The organism is Chryseobacterium limigenitum, assembly GCF_900114875.1.
GTDB classification, from domain to species: domain Bacteria; phylum Bacteroidota; class Bacteroidia; order Flavobacteriales; family Weeksellaceae; genus Chryseobacterium; species Chryseobacterium limigenitum.
The window spans coordinates 47157-73749 of the sequence record NZ_FPKW01000009.1; the positions used below are offsets into that span (position 1 = coordinate 47157).

A 26593-nucleotide genomic window follows, 5' to 3' on the forward strand; every position below is an offset into this window, starting at 1 on the left:
TTTTAAGCTCTCACTGATACTGTATTCTGGGGCACTAGTGTTGGTGGTTCATCCCCTCCATTAATATTTATTAACTGACTAGTTCCTCCATTCAGTGTTTTCATTTCGCTAACTTTCATTATTTGAAGCTTCTTTAATGATAATTTTTTTTCTAATTTGATTGTCTTTTTCATTAATAAATATGTTTAAAAAATTAACAGCAAATAAAAGGATATTTTTCAAAATAGCAATAGAAATACATCATTGATTTATAAATCCATCATATCTAAAATAATACAAAATACCTATTGTTAGTATTTAATGCATAGTTATTTGGAATTTTCTATGAATTCTTATTTGATGAATAAAAATGTAAATTTGCAGTGTATTTACAAAATGATGAAGTCTATATTCCCACTTTTAATATTATTGTTTAACCATTTGGTTGGCGCTCAAACAAACAAAATTGATAGCTTATATGAATTTAAGTATCCCGAACTGAAGAGTAAGTTTTATGATTATTATGACCATAATCAAGTTCTACAGTCTGAAAAAATAGCAAAATATTATCTCCAAAAAGCTAAAAAAGAAAAAAATGTTCTCGAAATAGCGGAAGGCTATAACCTTACACATTTTAATAAAGACTTTTCCACCGCCTTAAGGTACATTGATAGTTTAGCTGTAATAACAAAAGATATAAATGGAAACTTGTATCCTGCTAGAACCTATTTGATAAAAGGAAATCTATATTACAAGCACGATAATTTAAAAGCAGCGTTGGATAATTATATTTTGGGGCTTAAATACGCAAAAGAACAAAATGATGAAAAACAGACTGCCTATGCCAATATGAATATTGCTTACATCAATAGCTATATAGGCAAAAATAAGGAAGCTGCAAAAATATTCAGATATTATCTGTATAATAGAAATAATATAACTGATGATTATCAGCACAATCAAATGCGTATAGCACTCATAAGCTGCTATCTTGAGATTAATAAGTTGGATTCTGCAAATATTTTAATTCGAGAAGGACAAGCGTCTGCCAGTGCCAATAACAATAATTATGACCTTAGTTTATACTCTTTTTTATCAGGAACAAATGATCTTAAACTGAAAAAATATGACACTGCTATTACAAAACTGTCCAAAGTCTATGATGATTTAACAAAAATTAATAAAAACAATGCTAATTTTGCACTTTATAGCTTAGGTAAAGCTTATGATGGCTTAAAAAACAAGGAAAAAGTTGTAGAAACATACATTAAGCTAGATTCTAACATACAAAAAACGGATATTACCTTTCCCGAACTTCGAGACGTTTATGCCTATCTCATAGATTATTACAAAGAAAAAAATGATAAAGAAAAACAACTTTATTATATTGACCGTTTTTTAAAAATAGATAAGAAACTTGATGAACAGTTCCGGTATTTGTCAACAGAGTTGCCAAAAAAATATGATACTCCGAATCTTTTACTAGAAAAGGAAAATATAATTAATGAATTAAAAAGCAAAAAACTCCTATTTTATACTACAATAGGAATAATGGCACTGCTACTTTTAACATTACTTTTTCTATACTGCAAATCAAGAAAAGCAGAAATAATACACCGAAAAACTGCTCAAGATCTTATCAATTCTATTGAAGAACGTCATAAAATACACCCTGAAACTGAAGTAAGCGAAGTTATAAATGAAGAGCCGCCGGTACAGCAAGAACCAAAAGTAGTCAAAAATATTCCTGATGAGGTTGTACAAGCAATTTTTAAAGAACTACAAGATTTTGAAAAAAATGAACATTTCCTTAAAAAAGGAATAACATTATCCAGCCTTGCCCAATCTATAAATACTAACACCGCTTATTTATCTGAAGTAATTAATAGTCATAAAGAAAAGAATTTCACAGCTTATCTTAACGAGTTACGTATTGATTATGCTTTAGAACGGCTCATAGAAGATAAAAGGTTCAGATCTTATAAACTGGCTGTTATTGCAGATGAACTTGGATACAACAATGCTCAGGCATTTACGGCGGCATTTAAGAAAAAGACACAAACCACCCTTTCTACATATATCAAAGAAATTGAAAAACAACAAATATTAAATAAAGTTCAATTATCTCATTTTCAGAATTTTGATGTGATGGATTTATAAATTAATAGTGATGGATTTATAAATTCATAATCCATTTGCTTTTTTGTGTTGTGTTCTTACAGCATCTTTGTGCGGGTAAAAACACAACGATATTTTATTTTTGTATGTGTACAGTACAAAAATTTAAATATAAAGCTGATCAGCAAAAGCCCTATGTCAGGGATTATATGGCAAAGCAAATTATCAAATTTTAAATTTAGTAAAATGAAAACTAAAAAATTGCAACTTAGAAAGGAAAAGGTTTCTAATTTAACCTCACTATCAAACCAGGAAATGGCTAATGTTAATGGAGGAACACATCCTACTACATTACTATTGTTAACAATATTATTAATAGGAGATTCTTCCAAATAATATTAATTACTACTTTTGTAGTAGAAGAGACTGTATTACAATTTGTGAGAACAGTCTCTTTTTCTATTTTTTACAATTTTGCACCATAGTTTACTTTATATATGATTACTAAGGCAAAGTATAGTTATTTTGATACATTTTTATTAAGAACACCTTCTTTCAGTTTTGATTCTCAGGAATTTGCAGAACTGAACGGGAAAACTCTTATCGATTTTTTTACAAATAATCAGCAATTTCGAGAAGCAATTTATATTGCTTCTAAAGATTTGTACCATGAAGTTGATAAATCGATAGCAAATAATACAATTAGTGAAAAATTATTAAATTCTCTGGCGAAATATTTTATACGATCTAAAACTAGGTGCACCCCATTTGGGCTATTTTCTGGATTTTGTACTGGCTCCATTGGTAAAAGCACAAATATCACCTTAGAAAACACTTCTAAATTTGAAAAATATATTAGAGTCGATATGGAGGTCGTCTCTGTTGTTACTGATTATCTTCTTACTTTTAGAGATATTGTAATGAGTGTAAAATTTACTCCTAATAATACTATACACTCAATTGGAAGCATTTCATCATATATAGAATCCCAAACCATAAATAATAACGAAAAAGTATGCTTTAAGTCAACATTTGAAGAAGATACATATATGTCTTCAATTCTTGAATATTGTAAAAACGGTAAATTAATTACTGAAATATCTCAATTTCTATTGAAAGAATACGAAATCGATTCAGAAGAAGCCGAAGATTTTATTTTAGAGCTTATTAAGAATAAAATATTGTGTAGCGAACTAGAAATCTCGACAATAGATACCAATCCTTTTGAAACTTTAATTCATAAGATTAGTAAAATTGACCATATTGAAGATGTTAATATTCAGAATTTTATAAAGAACGGAGAAGCTTTAATTGACTTTTTCTTAAAGAAAGGCAAAAATATAAGTATTGACGATATAGAACTCTTTAAAACGGCTTTTAACTCATTTAATTTCACCTCAAATAATATATTTCAGATAGATCTTAAAGGTAAAGCAAAAATAAATGAGTTATCAGGAAAAACGATTCAAGATGTTAATAAATCTATTGATATTCTGAATTTATTCTCTCATTATCAAAATAGTGCATTTAAAGAATTTAAGGAGGCTTTTTATAAAAAATATGAAGATGAAGAAGTGCCGCTGCTACGCGTTTTAGATGATGATTCTGGATTTGGGTATCCGGTGCAGCAAAAAAAATTATTATCCGATTTATTAGATGATATATCTTTCCCACCAAATAAAAACACAAACAAATATAAACTCTTTGCTCAAAAAGATATTTTTTTATTGAGAAAGCTAAGTCAGTTTTTTCTCGATACCAAAGCAACCAATGCGCTTGAATTAAATATAGATGATGCGGATCTTTCTTTTTTTGATAATATAGATCAGGATACCCAACCTCTTCCTAATACATTATCTGCTCTTGTGGAACTTTATAAAACACAAGATAATGAAGAAAAGGTATATGTAAATATGTTTTCAGCATCAGCAACCAATTTATTAGGAAGGTTTTCCGCATCTGATAAGAAAGTCAAGGATTGTATCAGAGAAATTTATGAAAAAGAAAAAAGCATGATTGGTAATGATACCATTATTGCTGAAATAGTTCATCTTCCTAAATATAGAGAGGGAAATGTTCTTTTAAGACCTTCATTCGGCACTTATGAAATTCCAATACTATCCCAATCTTTACTTCCTAGTGATCAACAGATTCAATTAAATGATCTTTATTTATCTATGAAAGGGGGACTCCTAGTATTAAGATCTCAAAAACACAATAAATATATACTTCCTAAGCTAAGTAGTGCCCACAATTATATGAATCCACAAAATCTGTCTTTATATCGGTTTTTATCAGATTTTCAGTATCAGGATGAAAAAAAATATATGTTTTTCGATTGGGGTTCGATAAGTGAAGATTTTATTTTTTTGCCCAGAATAGTATATAAAAATATAATTCTTTCTAAAGCATTATGGAATCTCACGAATGGTGATTTAATATCATTACACTCTTATTCTTCCGATGAGGAACTGGAAGAAAAAATTCATTCATGGAGAAAAAAGTACAGAATACCGGAACAATTTGCTTTAAAAGACTTTGATAATAAACTATTTATAGACACAAAAAACATTTTCATGTTCAAAATGTTCTTGAATACAGTTAAAAATTTAAAGAAAATCATTATAGAAGAGACCTTTTATGATAATGAACTTATTGTTAAAGACGAAAAAGGTAATTCATTTACAAACGAGATAATACTTAATTTTTACAAAAAGCATGACAAATAGGATATTTACTATCGGATCTGAATGGTTGTATATGAAAGTATACAGCTCTCCTTTTTTTGCAGATAAAATTCTATTACCTATAGGAGAGTATATCAATACATTAATAGAAAAAAAGATTATTGAAAAGTTTTTCTTTATCAGATATTCAGATCCAGACTTTCATATTAGAATAAGATTGAAATTGTTTGATAAAAGTTTGTTTTCAACCATTATTGCCGAAATGCATGCTATTTTAGATAAGGATATTCAAAATAGAACGGTTGAAATTAGGATGGAAAGCTATAAAAGAGAATTAGAGCGATACAGTCCTGAACTAATAGATGATATAGAAACTTTATTTTTTTATAACAGTCTTTCAATTTTAAATTTATTGAAAAGAATTGAAGACAATGCTTTAGATGATAGCAAACGTTGGCTATTTGGGTTATTTTATATCGACAATCTTTTATCCTTATTTGGGATGTCTATTGAAGAAAAATTAGAATTTGCAAAGCTAAATAATGAATCTTTTGGTAATGAATTCAACAAAAATAAACTTTTGAACAAGCAATTAGATAAAAAATACCGGAGTAAAAAAGAGCTTATTGATACAATCTTTATCAATGAAGCATACAAAGATACCATATATAATGATTCTTTTGCACTGCAACAAATAATTCAGAATATCAATGATAAGAAGGAAAGGAAGGACTTTCATTATATATTGTCCAGTATAATACACATGGATTGTAATCGTTTATTTAGAGATGAACAAAGAAAGCATGAATATGTACTTTATGATTTTTTATACAGATATTATAAAAAGCTTGCATTCGCGAAAAATGAATTATGTTAAAGAAAAATATTATTTATAATAGTATCCTTTTAATTATCCTCCTATTTCTAGGGGCTTTACCTTTTGTTAAAATACCTATTTCTTCATCTTCTCGGGGAATTATTGTTCCTATAAGGGTAAATACTAAACTGAATGCCATCATAAACGGAAAGATTATTAAGAATAATCTTGTAAAAAATAATCAATTTATTAAGCAGGGAGATACATTAATTATTGTAACCACAGAGCAACTGGATACTCAAAAAAGTTTACAAAATAGCCAAAATTCAGATTATTCTGCACAATTACAAGATCTTAACAGACTTGCCAAAGGACAATATTCCGGTTTGCAAACTGGGCAATACCAAAAAGAGCTTTCTGCCATGCAGGAAAAAATAGCACAAGTACAGACTCAGTTATCTTTAGCTCAAAAGGATTTTGACAGAGCGGTAACACTTTATAACCAAGGTGTGATTCCAAAAGCTGAATATGACAAATATTATTATGATTATCAGGGGCTAAAAAGACAAATTTCAGGCATAAGAGAGCAACAAATTGCCCAATGGCAGGCTCAAAAGAGAGAAATGGAAAGACAAATCCGTTCTTTAGGCTCAGAAGTGCAACGAATTAACCAGGAACAAAAAAATTATATTATCACTGCTCCTTCTTCGGGAAGATTAGTGAATTTTTCAGGTGTACAGGAAGGTAATTTTTTGGTTCAGGGACAAAGCATTGGTGAAATATCTCCAGAACAATCGTTGGTTGCAGAATGTGTGGTTTCTCCAAAAGATATAGGATTCATTAATATAGGGCAAAAAGTAAAGTTTCAGGCTGACTCATACAATTATAACCAATGGGGATTATTAGAAGGAAAAGTTATTGATATTGATCGTAATGTTACAGTTAATCAGCAAACAGGTGAAACATATTTTCATGTAGTTTGCAAATTGGATAAAGATTTTTTACAGTTAAAAAATGGATATAAGGGAAAAATTAGCAAAGGAATGACTTTTACTGCCAGATTTTATTTAGTGGAAAGAACATTATGGCAACTGTTATTTGATAGAGTAGATGATTGGTTTAATCCTAATTTAAGCTAAAATGAAGAGAGAGATTCTTATAAGACAACATGATATAAAAGATTGTGGAGCTGCGTGTTTAGCTTCTGTTGCTGCTCATTATGGATTAAAGCTTCCAATTGCCAAAATTCGACAGCTATGTCATACTGATACAAAAGGAACAAATGTATTGGGAATGGTTCAAGGCTTAGAATCATTGGGGTTTAATGCTAAAGGAGTAAGAGGGGATATAGGTGCTCTATATGATATTCCATTGCCTTCAATTGCTCATGTAATGATTAATGGGGAAATACCTCACTTTGTGGTTATCTACAAGATCAACAAGACCAAGATTTTTGTGATGGATCCTGCTAAAGGGGAAATAGATGAATATCTATTGGCTGATTTTGTTAAAATATGGGCAGGCGTTTTGGTTTTACTTGAACCGAATGAATATTTTGACCAAAAAGATGAACGAGTTAGTTTATATAGTAGATTCTGGAATTTAGTTGCTCCACATAAAAGTATTCTTGTTCAAGCATTAGTGGGGGCTTTAGTTTATACTATTTTAGGATTGTCGACCTCTATTTACATTGAAAAAATTACAGACTATGTATTGATAGATGGAAATCGAAGGTTGCTTAATCTACTTTCTGTGGCAATGATTATCATTTTGTTACTTCAAATTTTTATAGGAACGATGAAATCTATCTTAGTATTACAAACTGGGCAAAAAATGGATCGCCACTTGATACTAGGCTATTACAAGCATTTATTAAAGCTTCCTCAACGGTTTTTTGACACCATGAAGGTAGGAGAGATTATTTCAAGAGTGAATGATGCAGTAAAAATAAGGGCATTTATAAACGATGCTGCCATACAGATATTTGTAAATATTTTTATTATCATATTTTCTTTTGCTTTAATGTTTACCTATTATTGGAAATTAGCACTTATAATAGCGTTGGTTATTCCATTTTATCTTTTTGTATATTGGATTATCAATAGACTTAATAGGAAAGTTGAAAGAAGGGTGATGGAAGAAGGGGCTGTATTAGAATCTAATTTAGTAGAATCACTAAATTCTGTGAGAACGATCAAGCAATTTGGAATAGAAACGTTTGCGAACAATAAAACCGACAATCGTTTTACATCCTTACTCAAAAACATTTATAAATCAGTTCTAAATACAATATTTTCAGGCAGTTCATCAGAGTTTTTGTCAAGAATTTTCACGATTATTCTACTTTGGGTAGGTTCAGGGTATGTTATTGATAAAGAAATTACCCCTGGTGAATTATTGTCGTTTTATGCATTAATAGGATACCTGACGGGACCTGTTTCTCAGCTAATTGGAATGAATAAAACCATTCAAAATGCATTGATTGCCGCCGATCGTCTTTTTGAAATTATGGATTTAGAAAGAGAGGAAACCACAGGAAAAATTGAACTGAGTTCGAATCAGATTGGAGATATTCAATTTAAAAATGTCGCTTTTAGCTATGGAAGCCGAGTTGATGTTTTCACCGACTTTAATTGTATCATTAAAAAAGGGCATACAACAGCGGTTATTGGGGAAAGCGGCAGTGGGAAAACAACTCTTTTATCATTAATTCAAAATTTGTATCCTTTAAAAAGTGGAAAAGTATTGATTGGAGACTATGACATTGGCTATGTTTCCAATTTCTCCCTAAGAAATTTAGTATCAGTTGTTCCGCAACAGATTGATTTGTTTGCTGGCAATGTTATTGAAAATATAGCGTTAGGAGAAGATATACCGGATATACAAAGAATAGTTGATATTACTAAAAATCTTGGAATTTTAGAATTTATAGAAAAATTACCCAATGGATTTCAATCTGATCTTGGAGAGAATGGCTCTCAGCTCTCAGGAGGGCAAAAACAAAGAATTGCTATTGCAAGAGCTTTATACAAAAATCCCGAAATATTAATCCTGGATGAAGCAACTTCTTCTCTGGATACAGAAGCAGAATTAACCATCCAAAATACACTTCGTGAATTTAAGAATCAGGGAAAAACCATGATTGTTATTGCTCATCGTTTAAGTACCATTGCTCATTCGGATACTATTCTAGTTCTGAAAAATGGACAAATCATTGAGGAGGGAAATCATCAGGATCTTATGTCAAAAGATTCAGTTTATAAATCAATGTGGGAAAAGCAAACCTTAATTTTATAGTACTATGTCGTTTTTTTTATTGATATATATTCATATTAAGTTCAGAATACGCCAAATATTCAGAACTTTAACACTTAATACGAAAGCTGGTTTTTCATTCTTTATATTTATCATGATTATGATGATGGTAAAACTGCCTTTAGATTACTTTCCTCTCTTATTTCTTTTTCCTGTATTTCTTTTTCATTTGGGTAGAAGAGACGTGTATTTTTTAAAGAAAATTTTCTACAAAAACTGGCGATTTATTATTTTGATAGAAAATTTGATCATTTGGGGATTCTTTACTATGATAAATATTAATTATAAATATGACTATAAAAGTCTTATCTATATATTTATAGTTTTGTTCTTTTCCTTTTTTATTGGAAGTGCAAAAAAGAAATTTATGCTAAAATGGGGCTCTTTGCCAAATTCACTTTTTGAATGGAAAAGCTATTTGAGAAGGAATACTATACTCATTCTCTTGTGCTATCCATTAGTTCTGACTTCTGCATACGAAAGTTCCACATTAATTTTTGGTGGTCTGTTCATTCTGGATCCAGTCTCACATTTATTTAAATATAATGAGAGTAAAGAAATGTTGGAAATGTATTTTACACGAATAAGTTTTAAAGAAAAATTAAAAAATAATATCATATTTTTTAATTTGGTATTAGCACCATTGTATATACTATTTATCGTTTTAAATATCAGTAGTTTTTATATCGTTCTATATTACATAGTTTTTATGAACTTATATTATTTATTGACAATTACTAGAAAGTATAGCCTATATTCACATCATAACGAAGTAACGGATTATTATATGGGAACTTACTTTGAAAACCTAATTTTGGCAATGACAGTAGTTCCAGCCGTATTTTCAATCAGAAAGAATATTGAATTGAGCAATCAAAAAATAAAAAGCTATGTTAGAAATCCGAAATATTAATGTTAAATATTCAGAAAATTATATATTAAAAAATCTATCTATTTCAGTGGATAACATGAGCAGCAATGTTCTTGGAGTATTGGGAAAAAACGGAGCAGGAAAAACCACATTATTCAACACGTTATTTGGTGCATTAAACTTTACTGGGGAAATTTTGTGGGAAGGGAAAAAGTTGGATAGAGAAAATATTGCTTATTTAGAAACAACTAATTATTTCTATCCTTATATTACAGGTAAAGAATATTTAAATTATTTTTCTGCTGATATTTCTGCTGCCGAAAATTACAATTCTCTTTTTAATCTTCCCCTTGATGAATTTGTTGACACGTATTCAACCGGAATGAAGAAAAAACTAGCTTTAATTGGAGTTCTTTTATTGGATAAGCCTGTTAATATTCTAGATGAACCTTTTAATGGGATGGATTTTGAGGGTGTTCACGTTCTGTATGATGTTATAAAGGATATGAGGTCTAAAAACAAAATCATCATTATCAGTTCTCATATTATTGAAACTTTATTTCATACCTGTGATAATATTGTATTTTTACAAGATGGGATGATTGAAAAGATGATAGAAAAAAATGAGTTTAATCAACTAAATAAATTTAATTTCACCCCTTAAGTTTATAGAACTAATGATAAGTAATTTGATTTTTATAATTACAAACTTATGCAAATATTAAAATTTAAGTAAAAAAAGTAATTATTATGAAATAATATCACATTTCTTTAGTTTTTAATTGCTTGTTTTTTCAATTAATTGGTTTTCATCGACAAGTAACTTAAATAAACTAAAATCAGAAACTGTTTTTAAAGCAAACTGTAGTTACAGATTGATTTTTAGGAAAAAAATAAGACTGACCTATGATAAACGATAGTTTTTATTGTAGAATTAGAAAAAAAATTATATATTTGCATCAGAAATTTTCAAACAACAAGATATTTTGAATAATATTTATAAAGGTACTTAATAAGAAAAATAAAAAATCAGATGTTTCGAGTCCTGTGGGGTTTGTTAAATTTAGATAACATTCTGATTTATAGTGATAATCGGTTCGAGATTATGTCAGTCCGGATCGCAACTACAATATCAAAGTAGTACAAAAAGCTTTAAAACATACGTTTTAAAGCTTTTTTTGTTTTATGTATGTTCAAAGAGAACTAAAAAATCACAATCTGAAAGTGACCTATTCAGTGACCTGTTGAAACAGGTTAAAAAAGGTCACTGGAAATTCAGACAAACCCTGTTCAGCAGCTAGTTCAGCAACTGAATATCTTGTGATAAGTTTTTGCTAAGGTTAATTTTAAATCTTAAACGCTAAACAATATGAACAAGACATTCAATTTACTTTTCTATGTAAAAAAAGCTAAAATCAATTCTGTAGGAGAGTCTCCTATTTATTTGCGGATTACCATCGACGGCAAAATAACCGAGGTAAGCACAAAGCGTACAGTAAAGCCTACGAAATGGAATTCTGCAATGCAGAAGGTTAGTGGTTCTTCAGAAGATTGCAGATCCCTTAATTATTATTTGAAAACATTTGAGCAGAAAGTTTACGACACCTATCACGAATTAATCAGAGATAACGAAACAGTAACTTCTGAGGCTCTTAAGAATAAGTTAGTAGGTAGAGGTAGAATAACCCGAACACTCATTCCCGTTTTTCAGGATCATAATGATCGAATGGAGAAACTTATAGACAAAGAATTTGCCCAAGGAACATTAACCCGTTATAAGACCTGTCTGAAACATACCAAAGATTTTTTGAAATGGAAATACAGTATTACCGACATTGAAATAAAAAAGATCGATTATGCTTTTCTAAACGATTTTGAATTTTTTTTAAGGACTGAAAAATCCTGTAATAATAATTCTGCAGTAAAATATATCAAGAATTTTGGTAAGATTATTCGTATCTGTCTTGCAAATGGATGGCTGGAAAGAGATCCTTTTATGAACTATCATTCTAAGTTTAATGAAGTGACAAGAATGTTCCTTAATGAAAAGGAGATAGAAGTACTTTTTGCCAAAGATTTTAACAATGAAAGATTGTCTTTGGTAAGAGATATTTTTCTGTTCAGCTGTTTCACCGGACTAGCGTACATTGATACTCAAAAACTAACATATCAAAATATCAATTTGGGACTTGATGGCTCTCAATGGATTTATACAAAACGTCAGAAAACTAAAACTACTTCTAATATTCCCTTGCTTTCTCAAACAGAGAAAATTATTGAAAAATACAAAAATCATCCAGTATGTCTTAATAATGGAAAGTTGCTGCCCATTCTTAGTAATCAAAAAATGAATGCATATCTTAAAGAGATTGCTGACTTGTGCGGAATTAACAAAGAATTGACCTATCATATTGCACGACATACCTTTGCAACTACAATCACTTTGTCTAATGGGGTTTCCATTGAAAGTGTTAGTAAAATGCTAGGTCACAAGAGCATTAAGACAACACAGCATTATGCGAAAATACTTGATAAAAAAGTCAGTAAGGATATGATGGAATTGAAACAAAAATTTACTAACAAGGAAACTGTTGTAATTTTTTAGGTAGCTCGGTTTTGCTGAAGGATTTTTGATAATTGTAATAATAAAGATTATCTACTGAACTTTGGGAACAAACTTAATTTCAAGGAAATCGGACTGCGTTTTCCCATCATCTATACGAAGCACTCTTTCGATTTTTATTGATTTATAATAGCTAATTAATTGAAATCTGTGAGTATCATTTATATGTTATTTAATAGATAATGTATTAAAAAAATGCTCAGCAAAAATAAAACAATGGTGACTATGAGCAAGAAAATGTTGTTCTCGTAAAATGTATTATTATTAATACGTTTTTTGTTATTGTAGTAGTTAATATATGAAAATAATAAAACTATAGCTCCAACAATTACAATTATAATCCCTACAAGACTGGAATGTCCATTTTGAAAGTGAACTATGTTTTTAGCTTCTGCAACTAAAGATATCTGCTTAAGAAATAAGGAAAATTTAACTAATACGAATCCGAAACCCATCAATGCTATCGATGTTCGCATCCACGCAAGAAATGTTCTTTCATTTGCCAAATGTTCACTGGTATGATTAGGTTTATCTTTATTCATATCTTATTAAAATTTATCTTGCCCACAATAGCTAACAATACCAAATTTACAAATTAAGTTTGAAATAGATTTTTTATCGATTAGCAATTTGCAACAAGATAAAATGTTCTAGGTTACATATTGACGGTTTACATTCAGAAGAATTACATTATATTAGATGAAATATTTTTGCAATGGAACATACTGCATTTTCTTCCGATGTCATTTCTTCACAGGAATTACTTGATAAGCTTTACCAAAATGGTAATCTAAAAACCTACCGGGAAGGTGAAATCATTCTAGATGAAAATGCTTCGATCCGCTCTATACCAATTGTAATGAAGGGATTGTTGAAAGTAATACGAACGGAAGAAGATGGAAGAGAAATATTATTATACTATATTAAAGCAGGTGAAAGCTGCATTATGTCTTTTCTTGGTGGAATGCATAATGAAAAGAGTATTGTAAAGGCAGAAGTTGAAGAAGATTCCGAAATACTTTTCTTACCTGTAGAAAAGGTGTCGCTCTTTATCAAAGAATATCCGGAATGGCTGGACTATATTTTCAGACTATATCACAAACGCTTTGAAGAATTACTGGATATTATTAATGCTATAGCTTTTAAAAAGGTAGATGAGCGACTACTAAATCTTCTTACTAAAAAAGCAGAAATAGCAAATTCAAATACTATAGTCGTTACTCACGAGCAACTTGCGAATGAACTTGGAACAGCAAGAGTTGTTGTTTCCCGACTTCTAAAGCAATTGGAAGATTCTGGAAAAGTGAAATTGGGAAGAAACAAAATTATTGTTTCAGATCTGAATTAAAATTTTCTTATGTAACAAAAGTAGCGGTGCAGTAAACACGAAATATCCATTTTTGTCATATAAAAGTAAAGAGATGGAAATTTTCGGATACATTGCCGCAATATTTATTGGTATTTCCTTAGGGCTGATAGGAGGAGGGGGAAGTATTCTTACTGTGCCTGTCTTAGTATATCTCTTTGGTATAGATGCCTTCGTAGCCACAGAATATTCACTTTTCATAGTTGGAATCAGCAGTGTGGTAGGTTCAGTTTCCTATTTTAAAAAAGGGCTGGTCAATATGAAAACCGCTTTGGTTTTTGGCATTCCGTCAATAATTTCTATTTTTTTGACCAGAAATCTTATTTTGCCACTGATTCCCGATGAGGTTTTTACAATCAGTACTTTGGTGGTGACCAAAGATATCTTATTACTTCTGATTTTTGCAGTATTAATGATCCTCGCTTCCTATAAAATGATTTATAAAAGCGAAGCACTGCAAATACAAACCATTCATTCCGATAAAAACAGCACTCTTTTAGTATTGGGAGAAGGTTCTGCAGTTGGGGTGTTGACTGGTTTGGTCGGTGCGGGTGGGGGCTTTATGATTATTCCAGCACTCGTCAATCTCCTAAAAACCCCAATGAAGGTGGCCATCGGTACCTCGCTCGTCATCATTTCCCTCAATTCCCTTATTGGATTTTTTACTTCAATGCATAATGTTCCCATCAACTGGAAACTACTTGCAACGGTCTCATCCATCTCTATATTAGGGATTATCATAGGGGCACAATTGTCAAAAAAAATAGACGGTGGAAAACTCAAACCTGCTTTCGGCTGGTTCATTCTAACAATGGGAATTTTCATCATCGTAAGAGAAATTTTCTTGTAACTGTTAAGCGACTTTTGCAGTATAATTTTGGCAAAGAATTAATACATCCATCTTCGTTATTTTTTGCAATAGAGCGAAAAAGAAATAATAACTCTTCTGTAACAAAAGTAACCGTAATAGTAATCCTAAAGATATAATTTTGAAATAAATTAATTAAGTACAATGATAGAAGTTATAAAACAACCCTGGCCGTGGTATATAGCGGGTCCGTTAATAGGGCTTACAGTTCCGGCTTTGCTGATAGTGGGCAACAAATCTTTTGGAATCAGTTCCTCTTTAAGGCATATTTGCGCAGCGTGTATTCCTGCCAACATTAATTTTTTCAAATACGACTGGAAAAAAGAACTCTGGAATTTGTTTTTCGTCTTCGGAATTGTACTAGGTGGAATCATTGCTTCCCAGTGGCTGATGAATCCGGGAGAAATCTCTGTCAATCCCAACTTAAAAGCTGAGTTAGCAACGTACGGAATTACCGATTACAGCAATCTCGTTCCAGTTCAGTTAATGAATTTTGCCAGTCTGTTAACTTTAAAAGGTTTCATCACAATGGTTGTCGGTGGATTTCTGGTAGGTTTCGGAACACGCTATGCGGGTGGTTGCACCAGTGGACATGCTATTATGGGATTGTCAAATTTACAGTTGCCATCACTCATTGCAACCATTTGTTTTATGGCAGGAGGTTTTTTAATGGCGAATGTGATTTTGCCGATTATTCTTTCACTTTAATTTGAAATAAGATGACAAAAGAAAAAGATTTAAGTCCACAGGACAGCGTTGGCGCAACACAAAGCTATTTGACTCAAAAATGGTATTACAATCTGAAGTACCTTTTTGTGGGAGTAGCATTCGGAATTGTTTTTGTAAAAGCAGAGATCATCAGCTGGTTCAGGATTCAGGAGATGTTCCGTTTGCAGTCGTTTTTTATGTACGGCGTAATCGGTAGTGCAGTTCTTACAGGAATGATTTCAGTGTTTATTATTAAGAAATTCAACATCGAAACAATTTATGGGGAAAAGATTTCAATTGCACCGAAGAAATTTAACAAAGGGCAGATCTATGGCGGATTGATTTTCGGTTTTGGCTGGGCGATTACAGGGGCTTGCCCGGGACCCCTTTTTGCACAGATCGGAACGGGAGCATTGGCAGTTGTCGTTACTTTAATCAGTGCTATTTTAGGAACCTGGGTCTATGGATATTTGAGGGATAAATTACCCCACTAATATATTTTTCAGTAAAAATCTAATTCTTTGAGACTGGTTCGGCTTGGATGCAGTCTCTTTTTTTATTCAGGGATATGTCTTGTTTATCACTGTTGATGATCTGTATTTCTTGCTTTATTATCAGATCATCAAATTATTTTCAGACAAATAGGTCACATCCTGACGTATTAGGTAATAGGGGTAGCATTCGTTCACTAATTTGTATATTAAAAACTAATATAGAGGATACCGATCAGGAAACGATCTATCAGAAAACAATTATAGTTATCTTAGTAGAGTGACGACTGATAGATTAAAAAAAATTAACTTATGTAACAAAAGTAGCGGTATGGCAATTTACAAACACTGAAATTTGTACTATAAAAATTAAAAGTTTAACCTTTAAAAAATTAATGGATGTTTTTTCAGCATATTTACGATAAGAGCCTTGCGCAGGCCAGTTATTTAATCGGTTGTCAGGCGAAAGGCGAAGCCATCGTAATAGACGCCAAAAGAGATATTGATACCTATCTACAGGTTGCCAATGAAAACAATCTGAAGATCACACATATTGCAGAAACCCATATTCATGCCGATTTCTTGTCAGGTTCCAGAGAACTTGCGGAAGTTACCGGAGCTAAAATGTATCTTTCGGATGAAGGTGGTGAGGACTGGCAATATGAGTTTCCGCATATTGGTGTAACCGACGGAGATATTATTACTGTTGGAAATCTTAGCCTAAAAGTAATTCATACACCAGGACATACACCTGAAAGTGTTAGTTTTCTTTTGACTGACCATCCTGCTACTGACGAACCGGTAATGATCTTTACAGGCGACTTTATCTTTGTTGGCGACATAGGAAGACCTGATCTGTTGGAGAAGGCTGCCGGAATTGTCGGTAATCAGGAAGATGGTGCGAAAGAAATGTTTCATTCTGTCAGGGATTTCACTAAACTGCCGGAGTTTATCCAGGTCTGGCCAGGCCACGGTGCTGGTTCCGCTTGCGGAAAATCTTTGGGAGCAGTTCCAAGTTCTACGGTAGGTTACGAAAAGATAACCAATTGGGCTTTCCAGTACGACGAAGATGAGGACGGTTTTGTAGACTATCTGCTGGAAGGGCAGCCGGAACCTCCAAAATATTTCGCAATGATGAAGAAGCTTAATAAAGTGGAAAGGCCTTTATTGACGGAAGTTCCCAAACATAAGAAACTTTCCAAAGGTGTGTTTTTGGAGGCTTACCATAATGGCGTTAAAATAATTGATACGAGAAACAAAGAAGATTTTGCTGACGGATTTATTCCAAGCAGTATTAATATTCAGGGGAATAATTCTTTTTCCACTTGGGTGGGATGGCTCGTAGATTACTCGGAACCTTTCATTCTGATCGCTCCGGAAGAAAAAATGGACGATCTTACACGGAAATTAATGAGAATCGGGATGGATCAAATGTTGGGATATATCGTTACAGTTGAAAATTTAGGCTTAGATCTCCAAACCGCTGACGTTGTAGGAATTGAAGAATTTAGATCATATCTGAACAGAGATGACATTCAGGTAGTAGATGTAAGAAATCAAACGGAATACGAAACTGCACATATCGAAAATGCCGAAAATGTTTTTGTAGGAACATTGGAAGATAATCTTGACGAGATATCCAGTAGTAAGCCGGTGGTCATTCATTGCCAAAGCGGTGATAGAGCCACCATTGCATATTCACTGCTGAAAAAAAATGGATTTGTGAATGTGAAAAATTTTTCAGGCGGAATGAAGGAATGGACAGAAAAAGCTAACCCTGTAAAGAAATAAAATGGATTTACTATCATTGTTATTTGGCAAAAAGGATAATTCTGCTGTGATAAAAGCTTTGGATGAAGGTGCTTTTTTAGTTGATGTGAGAACTCCCGGAGAATTTGCTTCAGGAAGTGCAGAAGGAGCTGTGAACATTCCTCTGAGAATGATTAAAGACCAACTCTCAGAATTCAAAAACAAGGAAAATATCATTGTTTTTTGTAAAAGTGGAACCCGAAGTGCAATAGCAAAAGGTACTTTAGAGCGAAACGGACTTGCTAAAATTTTTAATGGCGGAAGCCTAAAAAATATGATTAAACTAATCGAAAAATAATGAAAGACCTCTGGAACGAACGATACAGGCAATCTGATTTCGTTTACGGCGATCAGCCCAACGTGTATTTTGCAGAAAAATTGGCTGGACTTAAACTGGGGAAAGCAATTTTTCCCGCTGAAGGAGAAGGCAGAAATGCTGTTTTTGCCGCGACGAAAGGTTTTGAAGTCGATGCTTTCGACCAGAGTGAAGAAGGCAAAAAGAAAGCTGAGCGACTTGCGGATAAAAATTCGGTCACCATTACTTATAATTCGGTTTCGGCGGATCAAATCAACTATGAAAACGGGAGTTTTGACCTATTGGTAATGATATTTGCCCATTTTCCTGAAAAAATGAGACGTGATCTGCACAGGCAATTTTCTTCGCTTGTCAGGAAAGGTGGAAAGATTATTCTGGAAGGATTTAGTAAAGACCATTCCGTGTTTCAGAAAGAAAATCCAAAAGCAGGAGGACCGAAAGATTCGGAAATGCTTTATGATATAGAAGATTTGAAAACTGATTTTTTCGATTTTGATTTTCAGGAAGCATTTATATCCGAAACTGTACTGAATGAAGGTCCTTATCATCAGGGAAAAGCATCGGTTGTGCGTTTATTTGGTACAAAAAAATAGAGAAAGTATGAATAATTTATTGAAAAAATGGAACTTTGTACGAATGCTTCGTTTGGCAATGGGAATTTTTCTTATGGTGGAATCGATACAATCAGGAATGTGGTTGCTGGCGGCTATTGGAGCAATTTTTGTTGCAATGCCATTATTGAATCTAGGCTGTTGTACAACAGGAAACTGTTCGATGCCGACTCGTGATTTAAAAAACAGCAATGATGAAGTACATTACGAGGAAATTATATAAAAATTGAGTAAAATGAATAAATTTCAGGAACTAATCAGTCAGGAGAAACCCGTATTGGTAGATTTCTTCGCAGAATGGTGCGGTCCATGCAAAATGCAGGCGCCTATTCTTCAGGATCTCAAAAAGAATATTGGTGATGCAGCAAGCATTGTTAAAATTGACATCGATAAAAATCAGGCAGTAGCAGCGCAGTTCGGAATCCGAAGTGTTCCTACTTTGATGATCTTCAAAAATGGAGAAGTAAAATGGAAACAATCCGGTGTTTTTCAGGCGGATGAACTGGAAAGATTAATCAAGCAAAACCTTTAAAATGTATAAAAACCTAATAGTTGTATTTTTTCTCATCGCAATTACAGGATGCGGAAAAGCTCAGAGTAACAAAAGCGAGAGCAGTCTTCCTGCCAAAGAATTTTCTAAAAAATTGGACCAGACCAAAGATGCACAATTGGTTGATGTAAGAACACCTGGAGAATTTCGTAACGGTCATCTTAAAAGTGCAATGAACATCGACTGGAATGCAGATGACTTCACAGAGAAAGCAAAAGCGCTCGATAAGGATAAACCTGTATTTGTGTATTGTATGAGCGGACCCAGAAGTACGGCCGCCGCTGCAAAACTTCAGGAAATGGGTTTTAAAAATGTATATGAAATGCAGGGAGGGATGATGAAGTGGAGGAACGCTGAGCTTCCGGAGATCAAAGCATCAACTGCTGCAGGAATTAGTCTTGCCCAATATAAGGAAATGTTGAAAACCAATACTCCCGTTCTGGTAGATTTTTATGCCGAGTGGTGCGCTCCCTGCAAAAAGATGGAGCCTTACCTTAAAAAGATGGCTGCTGAAATGCCGGATAAGGTGAAAATTTTAAGAATAGATGCAGATGCAAATACAGAACTCTGCAAAGAACTGAATGTTTCTGCACTACCGGTCCTGAAGCTATATAAAAACGATAAATTAGTCTGGGATAATTTAGGTTTTGCAACAGAGCAGGAAGTGAAAAACAAGATTGCACAATAATGTATTTCATATAAATTCTGTTAATGTTTTTGACCTTACTAATTAAAAATTTATATTTGCAGGAATGACTTATCAGAAATTAAATACCAATCATATAATGAAAAGCGTTATTTCAATGTTTTTCATTATATGTATTTTAATTTCTTCCTGCGCTGTAAAATACGGTATCAAAAACCTACTCAGTCTGCAGCCTTCCGCTAAAAGTCATACCTCCGCACCAAAGGAGAAATTTACTACCAACACAACCACGGCCTCTGTCTGCAACTTTTGCAAGGAAAGAGAAATTACCGCTAAAAATGATACCCATTTTTCAGTGGCGGATTTTCAGGAGCTTGCTGCATTTACATTCATTCTATTTGCAGGGGCATTTCTGTTTATAAATCTTAGAGTACATCCATTTTACAGTACTTCCAAAATTGGAAATACGGTTCCCATCTTCATACAATACCGCAAACTTATCATTTGATTTAAAATTTAATTGGTCTCTTCTTGTAGAGACTCAAACGATTGATTTTAAATTTTTATTAATCCTTATCGGAATCATTTCGGTAACTGTTAATCTTTCATACAATGATAAGAAAAAGTCTTTCAGTCCTTATTTTTGGGCTGATTACTCAACAGTCTGTCCTTTATGCCCAGCAAGAATCACTTTTGGGTAAAATATGGACAGAAACACAAAAAAACTATTCAGGGATCCGTGCAGCCGAGTCTGCAATAGAATCTTCAGAATATAACGAAGAGACAGTAAAATCCAAGGCATTACCACAGGTAAAGCTTCAATATCAAAATACCTATGGAACATTAGAGGGAAGCAGTGGTGGTTTTTTCCCACAGTCCGGTTTTTTTAATGTTTCCGGAAACAGGAATTCAGGCTCCTCTTTATCCTCAAACAATTTCGGCTCAGCCATTGCGGAGTACGAGATCTACAACTTCGGGCGTCAGAGATCCGAGGAAAGATCAGCAAATGAGTTCACACAAAAGCTCAGGACAGATAAAGAATCCTATTTGCTGAGGCTCAAAAAATTGCTATCACAACGTTATCTTGACTATGTCTTTAATGGCGCCAAGCTCAGATGGGCAGAGAGAAACTCGACGAGGCTCGAAGAAATCCACAGTTCAAGCAAAGCCCTTTCGCGTGCCGGTCTCAAACCGGAAGCAGATTCTGTACTTACCTATTCATCGTACGTTCAGGCATTGGCAATGCAAGATAATTGGTTTGGAAAGCAGCAGGCAGCCACAGAAAAACTTAAGGAATTTTACATTGATAATTTTAAAGTAGAGGATTACCAGGTCAGTCATTTTCTTGACCCTGAAATAAATTCTTTTAACAGTGAGAAGGTTAATCCATCACATCCTTTTTTAAAGTCCGTCCATCAGGAGTCCGAATACTACCAGACCAAAGCGGAAACAGAGAGAAGATCATCACTTCCGTCGCTTAAGATCTTGGGAGGTTATGCTTACAGAGGTTCAGGATCCGATCCATATGGCAATGTCTCAGGGAAATTTACCGATGGTTTCTCCAATTCTGCCAACAATGCTCTTGTTGGACTTGGATTGACGTGGAATATCAGCAGTCTTCATACGAACAGGCAAAAAGCCAATATGATGTCAAAAGAAGCAGAACGTCTGGGTTATCTCGAAAACCAGTATCAGCTATCAATGCAGACTGAGATTAAAGCCCTTGAAAGCAGGATTGTAGAACAGCAAAAACAACTTAAGAAAGAAAGTGCTTCTGTGAAAGGCGCATCAGATGCGTACGAAATGTATGTAGCAAGATACAAGAGTGGGCTTATTACCCTCACTGAACTGTTACAGATCCGTCAGATTCTTGAAAATGCAGAAAAAAGTCAGATCGATGCCGCAAAAGAATTCTGGGAGCAGGTCATAGCAAAGGCTGAACTCACCGGCGATTTTGATTATTTATTTACCCAACTTTAAAATTTTAGAATGAATTTAATACGTTTTGCGCTCAGAAAGCCCATTGCCGTCATGGTCGTTTTCCTGTCGGTCATTGTGCTTTCCCTTACAGCTATAAAAAAAATAAAAGTAGATATTTTCCCGGAGGTAGAGTTGCCGTCAATGTATATTGCGATGCCTTACGGAGGGCTTTCACCTCAATATATGGATGGTTTTATGTCCAATGAATTTCAAAAAGTTTTACTCTTTGTGAATGGTGTCAAGAATATTGATTTCAAAAGTGTTCAGGGACTGACCTTAATGAAACTGACCTTTTATCCAGGCACCGATATGGCTCAGGCTGCAGGTGAGGTTTCTACGCAGGTTTCACGGGCAATGGGATTTTTACCACCCGGTGCAGTACCGCCCATGGTTGTGCGGTTTGACGGTAATTCACTTCCGGTCGGTCAACTTGTCTTTGAAAGTGACAATCACTCTGTAACAGAGCTTCAGACAATGGTCCTAACCAAAATCCGGCCGATGTTTGTTGAGATTCCCGGTATTACGGCTCCGGCACCTTTTGGGGGTAACATCCGTTCGATCGTTGTAAATATTGACCCGGCTGCAATGCAGAGTAACGGACTGAGTCCGGAAGAAATTACTTTGGCGATCACAAAAAGCAGCCATCCTTCGCCAGCAGGAAATATCAGAATGGGCGAAACGAATTATATGGCACCGATCAATTCCATAGCCAAAGATCCTGCGGAGTTTCTTAAAATCCCGATAAAGACCCAAGACGGTAGAACTCTTTACGTGGGTGATGTAGCCAATGTTCAGGATGGAGCTGACCAGACATCTGGATATGCATTGGTCAATGGGAAACGCTCTGTGTATCTCCCGGTGATCAAAAAATCAGATGCTTCAACACTGACAGCAGTTGAAAATCTAAAAAAAGCAATGCCAAAACTGAGAGATCAGCTTCCAGATGATGTGAAGGTAAGTTATGAATTTGACCAGTCAAAATATATTGAACGTTCCCTTTCAAATCTAATTCATGAAGGACTTTTGGGTGCACTCTTTACAGGACTGGTCATTATTCTTTTCCTTGGTGACCTTCGAGGTGCACTGATCGTGGTCTTTACAATTCCCATAGCAATATTAACAGCCGTCTGTGTACTCTATTTTGCAGGATATACTATTAATATAATGACCTTGAGTGGGTTAGCCTTATCCATCGGAATTTTGGTAGATGAAGCCACGGTCACGATCGAGAATATCCACCAGCATATGGAAATGAGGAAAACCAAACCCAAAGCCATTCTTGATGCAGTACTTGAAATTTCCATTCCGAAGGTGCTGATATTATTATGTATTTTGGCTGTTCTTACGCCTGCCTTCATTATGACGGGCATTCCAAAAGATATGTTTCTTCCGCTTTCTTTTGCAGTTGCATTCGCAATGATAGCTTCCTTTCTGGCATCCCAGACCTTCGTTCCGATCCTGGCTAACTGGATGATGAAGAATAAGCATATTGAGAAGCATTATGTTAAAAACAGGAGTTTTTTCTATCGATTCAGAGCGGGCTACAGTCACAAAATGAGAAAATGGTCGGGAAGGACTTTGGTGTTGTTTTCGGCCTATATCATTTTCTCGGGTCTTTTAATATTTTTAATGATGCGCTCATTGGGAACCGATATTATGCCTCTTTCCAACAGCGGTGATTTTCAGATGAGAATTGATGCGCCACAGGGAAGCCGTCTGGAGAAAACTGAAAAGCTGGTGAAGGATATTCTCAAAGATATTGAAGGTATTTTGCCAGAAAATGCGGTCAGCATCAGTTCGGCCTATGTCGGTTTACATCCGGCAGCAACGCCGATTAATCCCATATTTCTTTTCACCAACGGAACACACCAGTCTGTTTTGCAGGTTTCTGTAAATAAGGAGTTCTTTTCAGGGTCTATGGAAGATCTGAAAGAAAAGATCCGCAAGACGATTGCTGAAAAGCATCCTGAAGCGCAAATCAATTTTGAACCGATGGAACTTACCGAAAAAATCATTGGACAGGGATCGATGACCCCGATAGAAATCAAGGTAGGATCTCCGAATCTGAAACTGGCGGCATCTCACGCAAAAAAAATAGAGGAAAAGCTAAAAAGTAACGATTTCCTGCGAGACGTCCGCATTGCAGAGCCACTTCAATATCCGACGTTACAGATCAACGTAGACCGAAATCTCGCTGCGCAGTTCGGACTGACGATGCAGGATGTGACACGCAGTCTTGTGACCGCTACCTCTTCAACCCGCTACACTGACAAGAACCTCTGGGTCGACCCAAAATCAGGACTTGTCTTTCAGACACAGGTCCAGATTCCAGAAAGTATAATGAACTCTGAAGAGATCCTGAAATCACTTCCACTGAAAAAAGACAGCCCGAGACCTGTTCTTGAAGATATTGCTACAGTTAAAAAAACGACCGCACCTGCACAGGTCAACCGAAAGGGACCTATGAGATATTTAACGATTATCGGAAATGTGTACGGAAAAGACCTGGGCTCTGCTTCCAAAGCGGTGAAAAATGCCATCAGTGAGACCGGAAAACCTCCAAAAAGTGTTTCTGTCTGGACAGAAGGCACACTGCAGCTACTGGATGATACACTCGACAGTCTTGCAATGGGACTTATGGCGGCAGTACTAGCGATATTCCTAATGCTTTCTGCTTATTATCAGTCATTTAAAGTACCTTTTGTTGTTCTTTCCGTGATTCCTTCCGTGATCGTGGGAAGTCTTGTTTTGATTTTCATTACCGGCAGTACGCTCAACCTCCAGTCATATATGGGGATGATTATGTCCATCGGTGTTTCGGTTTCAAATGCCGTATTACTTATCAATCAGGCAGAGTACTACCGTAAACATTACCATATCAGTGCGCTTCATTCTGCGAGAATGGCAGCGGCGTCCAGACTCCGCCCTGTACTGATGACCGCTTTGGCGATGCTTGCCGGGATGATTCCTATGGCAATCGGTATCGGGGAAGGTTCTGAGCAGGTTGCTCCACTTGGTAGAGCTGTTATCGGTGGTATCATCGCATCCACTCTTACCATTCTGCTTTTGGTTCCGCATTTTTTTGCAGCAGTAATGTCCAATGCAGGACATTCAAATCCTTCCTTGGATCCGGAAGATGAGGAAAGTAAATTTTTCGTACAATCTTAAATAATTAAAAAATAATGAAAATCATCAATAAAATAAAATACATCTTTATTCCGGTCGTTCTTTTGGGAGTGATTTCCTGCTCGGGCGAAAAGGAAAGTAAAAATGAAACAAAAAAAACAGTTCAGCCTGCTCGGTCTTTCGTGACCACAGAAATCAAGCTGATAAATCCCACTTATCAGATTTCCGTTCCAGGCGAACTGAAACCTTATGAATCGGTGCAGATCTTTGCGAAGGTTGCCGGATTTATCAAGAAAATTTATGTTGACAGAGGTTCAGTTGTGACCAAAGGTCAGCTTCTTGCAGTTCTGGAAGCACCAGAAATGAATCAGGATTACCTATCCGATAAATCTTCACAGCAGAAAACATACACCGACTATCTTTATGCTAAACAGGCTTTTGAGCGATTGCAGGATGCTGCCAGTACAAAAGGAGCTGTTGCGGACATAGAACTGGATAGGGCTAAAAGCATTATGCAGAGTTCCAAAGCAACATACGAGGCATCAAAAGCGGGCACCGGTAGGTCTTCACAGATGAATCAGTACCTTAGGATCACGGCACCTTTCAGTGGTGTGATAATGGATAGGAATCTGTCGGTAGGAGCCTTGGTTGGTCCCAATTCAGGAATGGCTCTTTTCAGTATCGCTCAGAAAAATAAGCTGAGACTGACGGTATCTCTTCCTGAAAAACACGCATCAAGTGTCAATGAGGGGATAGTGGCGCAATTTACGGTCAACTCGATCCCAGGAAAAAATTTTGAAGCGCATCTTTCAAGGAATTCCGGTGTTATCAGTCAGGAAAACCGTTCGATGACCCTTGAGTTTGACGTTCCAAATCCGGGCACTGTCTTAAAAGGGGGAGAATATGCACAGGTCCAGCTCAATCTGAAAAGAAGTGCACCTACATTTTTTGTACCCACGAAAAGTATTCTGCAGACTCAATCCGGAACCTTTGTGATGACCTTCAATGATAATACGGTAAGCAGAGTTGCTGTGAAAGAAGGAATCACCTACGAAAAAATGACCGAGGTCTTTGGTGCACTATCCGGCCATGACAAAGTTCTAGTAAAACCTTCCGAAGAAATTGAGGAAGGAAAGATATCAACCCCAAAAAAAAATAAATAATGATAACGACCTTAAAATTTAAAACACCTATTTTCATTCTTATGATGACCCTGTTTTCTTTTTCTTTGAGTGCGATGCAATCAAGAGTTGAGAATCAGGATGGGCCCATCCCACAAAATAATGTAAATGATAATGAGGATATCATCTTAATCGATGAGAACGGAAAGAAAATTGCTTTGAGTGAACTGAAAGGAAAAGTGGTCTTTGTAAATTTCTGGGCCACATGGTGCAGGCCTTGTGTCGAAGAAATGCCGAGCATCAGAGACCTGAAAGACAAATTCAAGGGAAATGACAATATCGTTTTTGTCCTTCTCAATGTGGAAGCCAACCTGACAAAGTCTAAGAAATTTATGAAGGATAAAAACTACGATCTTCCGGTGTATGTCGCAGCCGACACTATTCCTTCGCAGTACTTTCAGGGAGCAATTCCGACGACTTTGATCTTTAATAAAAAAGGAGAACTCGAAGCACAGATGCAGGGAGGGCAAGATTTTGACCAGCCTGAGATTTATGAAGCACTGAAAAAGTTAACCGGACAATAATTTATTA

At 34.7% G+C, this 26593-nt stretch carries 25 protein-coding genes; 23 read left to right on the forward strand and 2 right to left on the reverse strand.

Annotated elements, in window-relative coordinates:
- Positions 1-2 precede the first annotated feature (2 nt).
- Complete coding sequence (locus BT156_RS22120) at positions 3-173, reverse strand: hypothetical protein (RefSeq protein WP_170857315.1); 171 nt, start codon at positions 171-173, stop codon at positions 3-5.
- Positions 174-375: 202 nt separating this feature from the next.
- On the opposite strand from BT156_RS22120, the gene BT156_RS12355 reads away from it, so the two are divergent.
- The 8 genes from BT156_RS12355 (at position 376) to BT156_RS12395 (ending at position 12392) form a co-directional block, all read left to right on the forward strand.
- On the forward strand, positions 376-2139 hold the full coding sequence (locus BT156_RS12355) for a helix-turn-helix domain-containing protein (protein WP_170857316.1): 1764 nt from the start codon (positions 376-378) through the stop codon (positions 2137-2139).
- Positions 2140-2343: 204 nt separating this feature from the next.
- Positions 2344-2493: a hypothetical protein gene (locus tag BT156_RS22125; RefSeq protein ID WP_170857317.1), complete on the forward strand. Its 150-nt coding sequence runs from the start codon at positions 2344-2346 to the stop codon at positions 2491-2493.
- Positions 2494-2594: 101 nt separating this feature from the next.
- Positions 2595-4826, forward strand: a complete 2232-nt coding sequence (locus tag BT156_RS12365; RefSeq protein ID WP_072410502.1) for a lantibiotic dehydratase family protein — start codon at positions 2595-2597, stop codon at positions 4824-4826.
- Between the two features lie 31 nt (positions 4827-4857).
- Complete coding sequence (locus BT156_RS12370; protein ID WP_170857318.1) at positions 4858-5661, forward strand: thiopeptide-type bacteriocin biosynthesis protein; 804 nt, start codon at positions 4858-4860, stop codon at positions 5659-5661.
- On the forward strand, positions 5655-6740 hold the full coding sequence (locus BT156_RS12375) for an HlyD family secretion protein (RefSeq protein WP_072410504.1): 1086 nt from the start codon (positions 5655-5657) through the stop codon (positions 6738-6740). The genes BT156_RS12370 and BT156_RS12375 overlap by 7 nt, the downstream gene beginning before the upstream one ends.
- A 1-nt stretch (position 6741) precedes the next feature.
- Complete coding sequence (locus tag BT156_RS12380) at positions 6742-8898, forward strand: peptidase domain-containing ABC transporter (RefSeq protein WP_072410505.1); 2157 nt, start codon at positions 6742-6744, stop codon at positions 8896-8898.
- A 908-nt stretch (positions 8899-9806) separates the two neighbouring features.
- Positions 9807-10451 carry an ATP-binding cassette domain-containing protein gene (locus BT156_RS12390; protein ID WP_072410507.1) on the forward strand — a complete coding sequence of 215 codons (645 nt, stop codon included), beginning with the start codon at positions 9807-9809 and terminating at the stop codon, positions 10449-10451.
- 705 nt (positions 10452-11156) lie between these two features.
- Positions 11157-12392 carry a site-specific integrase gene (locus BT156_RS12395; RefSeq protein WP_072410508.1) on the forward strand — a complete coding sequence of 412 codons (1236 nt, stop codon included), beginning with the start codon at positions 11157-11159 and terminating at the stop codon, positions 12390-12392.
- A 179-nt stretch (positions 12393-12571) separates the two neighbouring features.
- Here BT156_RS12395 and BT156_RS22615 read toward each other — a convergent pair whose 3' ends face one another.
- Positions 12572-12952 carry a YidH family protein gene (locus BT156_RS22615; protein WP_072410509.1) on the reverse strand — a complete coding sequence of 127 codons (381 nt, stop codon included), beginning with the start codon at positions 12950-12952 and terminating at the stop codon, positions 12572-12574.
- Between the two features lie 173 nt (positions 12953-13125).
- On the opposite strand from BT156_RS22615, the gene BT156_RS12405 reads away from it, so the two are divergent.
- The 15 genes from BT156_RS12405 to BT156_RS12475 all read left to right on the forward strand — a co-directional run bounded on the left by BT156_RS12405 (position 13126) and on the right by BT156_RS12475 (position 26586).
- The gene (locus BT156_RS12405) at positions 13126-13758 is read left to right on the forward strand and encodes a Crp/Fnr family transcriptional regulator (RefSeq protein WP_072410510.1); all 633 of its coding nucleotides are present in this window, start codon (positions 13126-13128) and stop codon (positions 13756-13758) included.
- Between the two features lie 73 nt (positions 13759-13831).
- Positions 13832-14626, forward strand: coding sequence for a sulfite exporter TauE/SafE family protein (locus BT156_RS12410; protein WP_072410511.1), 795 nt, complete (start codon positions 13832-13834; stop codon positions 14624-14626).
- A 162-nt stretch (positions 14627-14788) separates the two neighbouring features.
- Positions 14789-15352, forward strand: a complete 564-nt coding sequence (locus BT156_RS12415; RefSeq protein ID WP_072410512.1) for a YeeE/YedE family protein — start codon at positions 14789-14791, stop codon at positions 15350-15352.
- Between the two features lie 11 nt (positions 15353-15363).
- Complete coding sequence (locus BT156_RS12420) at positions 15364-15846, forward strand: DUF6691 family protein (RefSeq protein ID WP_072410513.1); 483 nt, start codon at positions 15364-15366, stop codon at positions 15844-15846.
- A gap of 396 nt (positions 15847-16242) precedes the next feature.
- Positions 16243-17634 (forward strand): MBL fold metallo-hydrolase, encoded by a 1392-nt coding sequence (locus tag BT156_RS12425; protein WP_072410514.1) that lies wholly within the window; start codon positions 16243-16245, stop codon positions 17632-17634.
- 1 nt (position 17635) lies between these two features.
- On the forward strand, positions 17636-17950 hold the full coding sequence (locus tag BT156_RS12430) for a rhodanese-like domain-containing protein (protein ID WP_072410515.1): 315 nt from the start codon (positions 17636-17638) through the stop codon (positions 17948-17950).
- Positions 17950-18561, forward strand: a complete 612-nt coding sequence (locus BT156_RS12435; RefSeq protein WP_072410516.1) for a class I SAM-dependent methyltransferase — start codon at positions 17950-17952, stop codon at positions 18559-18561. Before BT156_RS12430 ends, BT156_RS12435 begins: the two co-directional genes overlap by 1 nt.
- 7 nt (positions 18562-18568) lie before the next feature.
- Complete coding sequence (locus BT156_RS12440; protein WP_072410517.1) at positions 18569-18802, forward strand: hypothetical protein; 234 nt, start codon at positions 18569-18571, stop codon at positions 18800-18802.
- Between the two features lie 12 nt (positions 18803-18814).
- Positions 18815-19111 carry a thioredoxin gene (trxA, locus tag BT156_RS12445; RefSeq protein WP_072410518.1) on the forward strand — a complete coding sequence of 99 codons (297 nt, stop codon included), beginning with the start codon at positions 18815-18817 and terminating at the stop codon, positions 19109-19111.
- A gap of 1 nt (position 19112) precedes the next feature.
- Positions 19113-19817 carry a thioredoxin domain-containing protein gene (locus BT156_RS12450; protein WP_072410519.1) on the forward strand — a complete coding sequence of 235 codons (705 nt, stop codon included), beginning with the start codon at positions 19113-19115 and terminating at the stop codon, positions 19815-19817.
- Positions 19818-19914: 97 nt separating this feature from the next.
- On the forward strand, positions 19915-20283 hold the full coding sequence (locus BT156_RS12455; protein ID WP_139255473.1) for a hypothetical protein: 369 nt from the start codon (positions 19915-19917) through the stop codon (positions 20281-20283).
- A gap of 104 nt (positions 20284-20387) precedes the next feature.
- Positions 20388-21755, forward strand: a complete 1368-nt coding sequence (locus BT156_RS12460; RefSeq protein WP_072410522.1) for a TolC family protein — start codon at positions 20388-20390, stop codon at positions 21753-21755.
- 9 nt (positions 21756-21764) lie between these two features.
- Positions 21765-24923, forward strand: a complete 3159-nt coding sequence (locus BT156_RS12465; RefSeq protein WP_072410524.1) for an efflux RND transporter permease subunit — start codon at positions 21765-21767, stop codon at positions 24921-24923.
- A 14-nt stretch (positions 24924-24937) separates the two neighbouring features.
- Positions 24938-26044, forward strand: coding sequence for an efflux RND transporter periplasmic adaptor subunit (locus tag BT156_RS12470; protein WP_072410526.1), 1107 nt, complete (start codon positions 24938-24940; stop codon positions 26042-26044).
- Positions 26044-26586, forward strand: coding sequence for a TlpA family protein disulfide reductase (locus BT156_RS12475; protein ID WP_072410527.1), 543 nt, complete (start codon positions 26044-26046; stop codon positions 26584-26586). The genes BT156_RS12470 and BT156_RS12475 overlap by 1 nt, the downstream gene beginning before the upstream one ends.
- Positions 26587-26593 lie beyond the last annotated feature (7 nt).

Excerpts from the sequence above, each read along its gene's own strand:
- BT156_RS12390 (WP_072410507.1), top strand. The coding sequence starts at position 9,807 with ATGTTAGAAATCCGAAATATTAATGTTAAATATTCAGAAAATTATATA.
- BT156_RS12460 (WP_072410522.1), top strand. The coding sequence starts at position 20,388 with ATGATAAGAAAAAGTCTTTCAGTCCTTATTTTTGGGCTGATTACTCAA.
- BT156_RS12405 (WP_072410510.1), top strand. The coding sequence starts at position 13,126 with ATGGAACATACTGCATTTTCTTCCGATGTCATTTCTTCACAGGAATTA.
- BT156_RS12415 (WP_072410512.1), top strand. The coding sequence starts at position 14,789 with ATGATAGAAGTTATAAAACAACCCTGGCCGTGGTATATAGCGGGTCCG.
- BT156_RS12420 (WP_072410513.1), top strand. The coding sequence starts at position 15,364 with ATGACAAAAGAAAAAGATTTAAGTCCACAGGACAGCGTTGGCGCAACA.
- BT156_RS12380 (WP_072410505.1), top strand. The coding sequence starts at position 6,742 with ATGAAGAGAGAGATTCTTATAAGACAACATGATATAAAAGATTGTGGA.
- BT156_RS12410 (WP_072410511.1), top strand. The coding sequence starts at position 13,832 with ATGGAAATTTTCGGATACATTGCCGCAATATTTATTGGTATTTCCTTA.
- BT156_RS12470 (WP_072410526.1), top strand. The coding sequence starts at position 24,938 with ATGAAAATCATCAATAAAATAAAATACATCTTTATTCCGGTCGTTCTT.
- BT156_RS12450 (WP_072410519.1), top strand. The coding sequence starts at position 19,113 with ATGTATAAAAACCTAATAGTTGTATTTTTTCTCATCGCAATTACAGGA.
- BT156_RS12435 (WP_072410516.1), top strand. The coding sequence starts at position 17,950 with ATGAAAGACCTCTGGAACGAACGATACAGGCAATCTGATTTCGTTTAC.
- BT156_RS22120 (WP_170857315.1), bottom strand. The coding sequence starts at position 173 with ATGAAAAAGACAATCAAATTAGAAAAAAAATTATCATTAAAGAAGCTT.
- BT156_RS12475 (WP_072410527.1), top strand. The coding sequence starts at position 26,044 with ATGATAACGACCTTAAAATTTAAAACACCTATTTTCATTCTTATGATG.
- BT156_RS12355 (WP_170857316.1), top strand. The coding sequence starts at position 376 with ATGATGAAGTCTATATTCCCACTTTTAATATTATTGTTTAACCATTTG.
- BT156_RS12465 (WP_072410524.1), top strand. The coding sequence starts at position 21,765 with ATGAATTTAATACGTTTTGCGCTCAGAAAGCCCATTGCCGTCATGGTC.
- BT156_RS22615 (WP_072410509.1), bottom strand. The coding sequence starts at position 12,952 with ATGAATAAAGATAAACCTAATCATACCAGTGAACATTTGGCAAATGAA.
- BT156_RS12395 (WP_072410508.1), top strand. The coding sequence starts at position 11,157 with ATGAACAAGACATTCAATTTACTTTTCTATGTAAAAAAAGCTAAAATC.
- BT156_RS12375 (WP_072410504.1), top strand. The coding sequence starts at position 5,655 with ATGTTAAAGAAAAATATTATTTATAATAGTATCCTTTTAATTATCCTC.
- trxA (WP_072410518.1), top strand. The coding sequence starts at position 18,815 with ATGAATAAATTTCAGGAACTAATCAGTCAGGAGAAACCCGTATTGGTA.
- BT156_RS12370 (WP_170857318.1), top strand. The coding sequence starts at position 4,858 with ATGAAAGTATACAGCTCTCCTTTTTTTGCAGATAAAATTCTATTACCT.
- BT156_RS12430 (WP_072410515.1), top strand. The coding sequence starts at position 17,636 with ATGGATTTACTATCATTGTTATTTGGCAAAAAGGATAATTCTGCTGTG.
- BT156_RS12365 (WP_072410502.1), top strand. The coding sequence starts at position 2,595 with ATGATTACTAAGGCAAAGTATAGTTATTTTGATACATTTTTATTAAGA.
- BT156_RS12455 (WP_139255473.1), top strand. The coding sequence starts at position 19,915 with ATGAAAAGCGTTATTTCAATGTTTTTCATTATATGTATTTTAATTTCT.
- BT156_RS12425 (WP_072410514.1), top strand. The coding sequence starts at position 16,243 with ATGTTTTTTCAGCATATTTACGATAAGAGCCTTGCGCAGGCCAGTTAT.
- BT156_RS12440 (WP_072410517.1), top strand. The coding sequence starts at position 18,569 with ATGAATAATTTATTGAAAAAATGGAACTTTGTACGAATGCTTCGTTTG.
- BT156_RS22125 (WP_170857317.1), top strand. The coding sequence starts at position 2,344 with ATGAAAACTAAAAAATTGCAACTTAGAAAGGAAAAGGTTTCTAATTTA.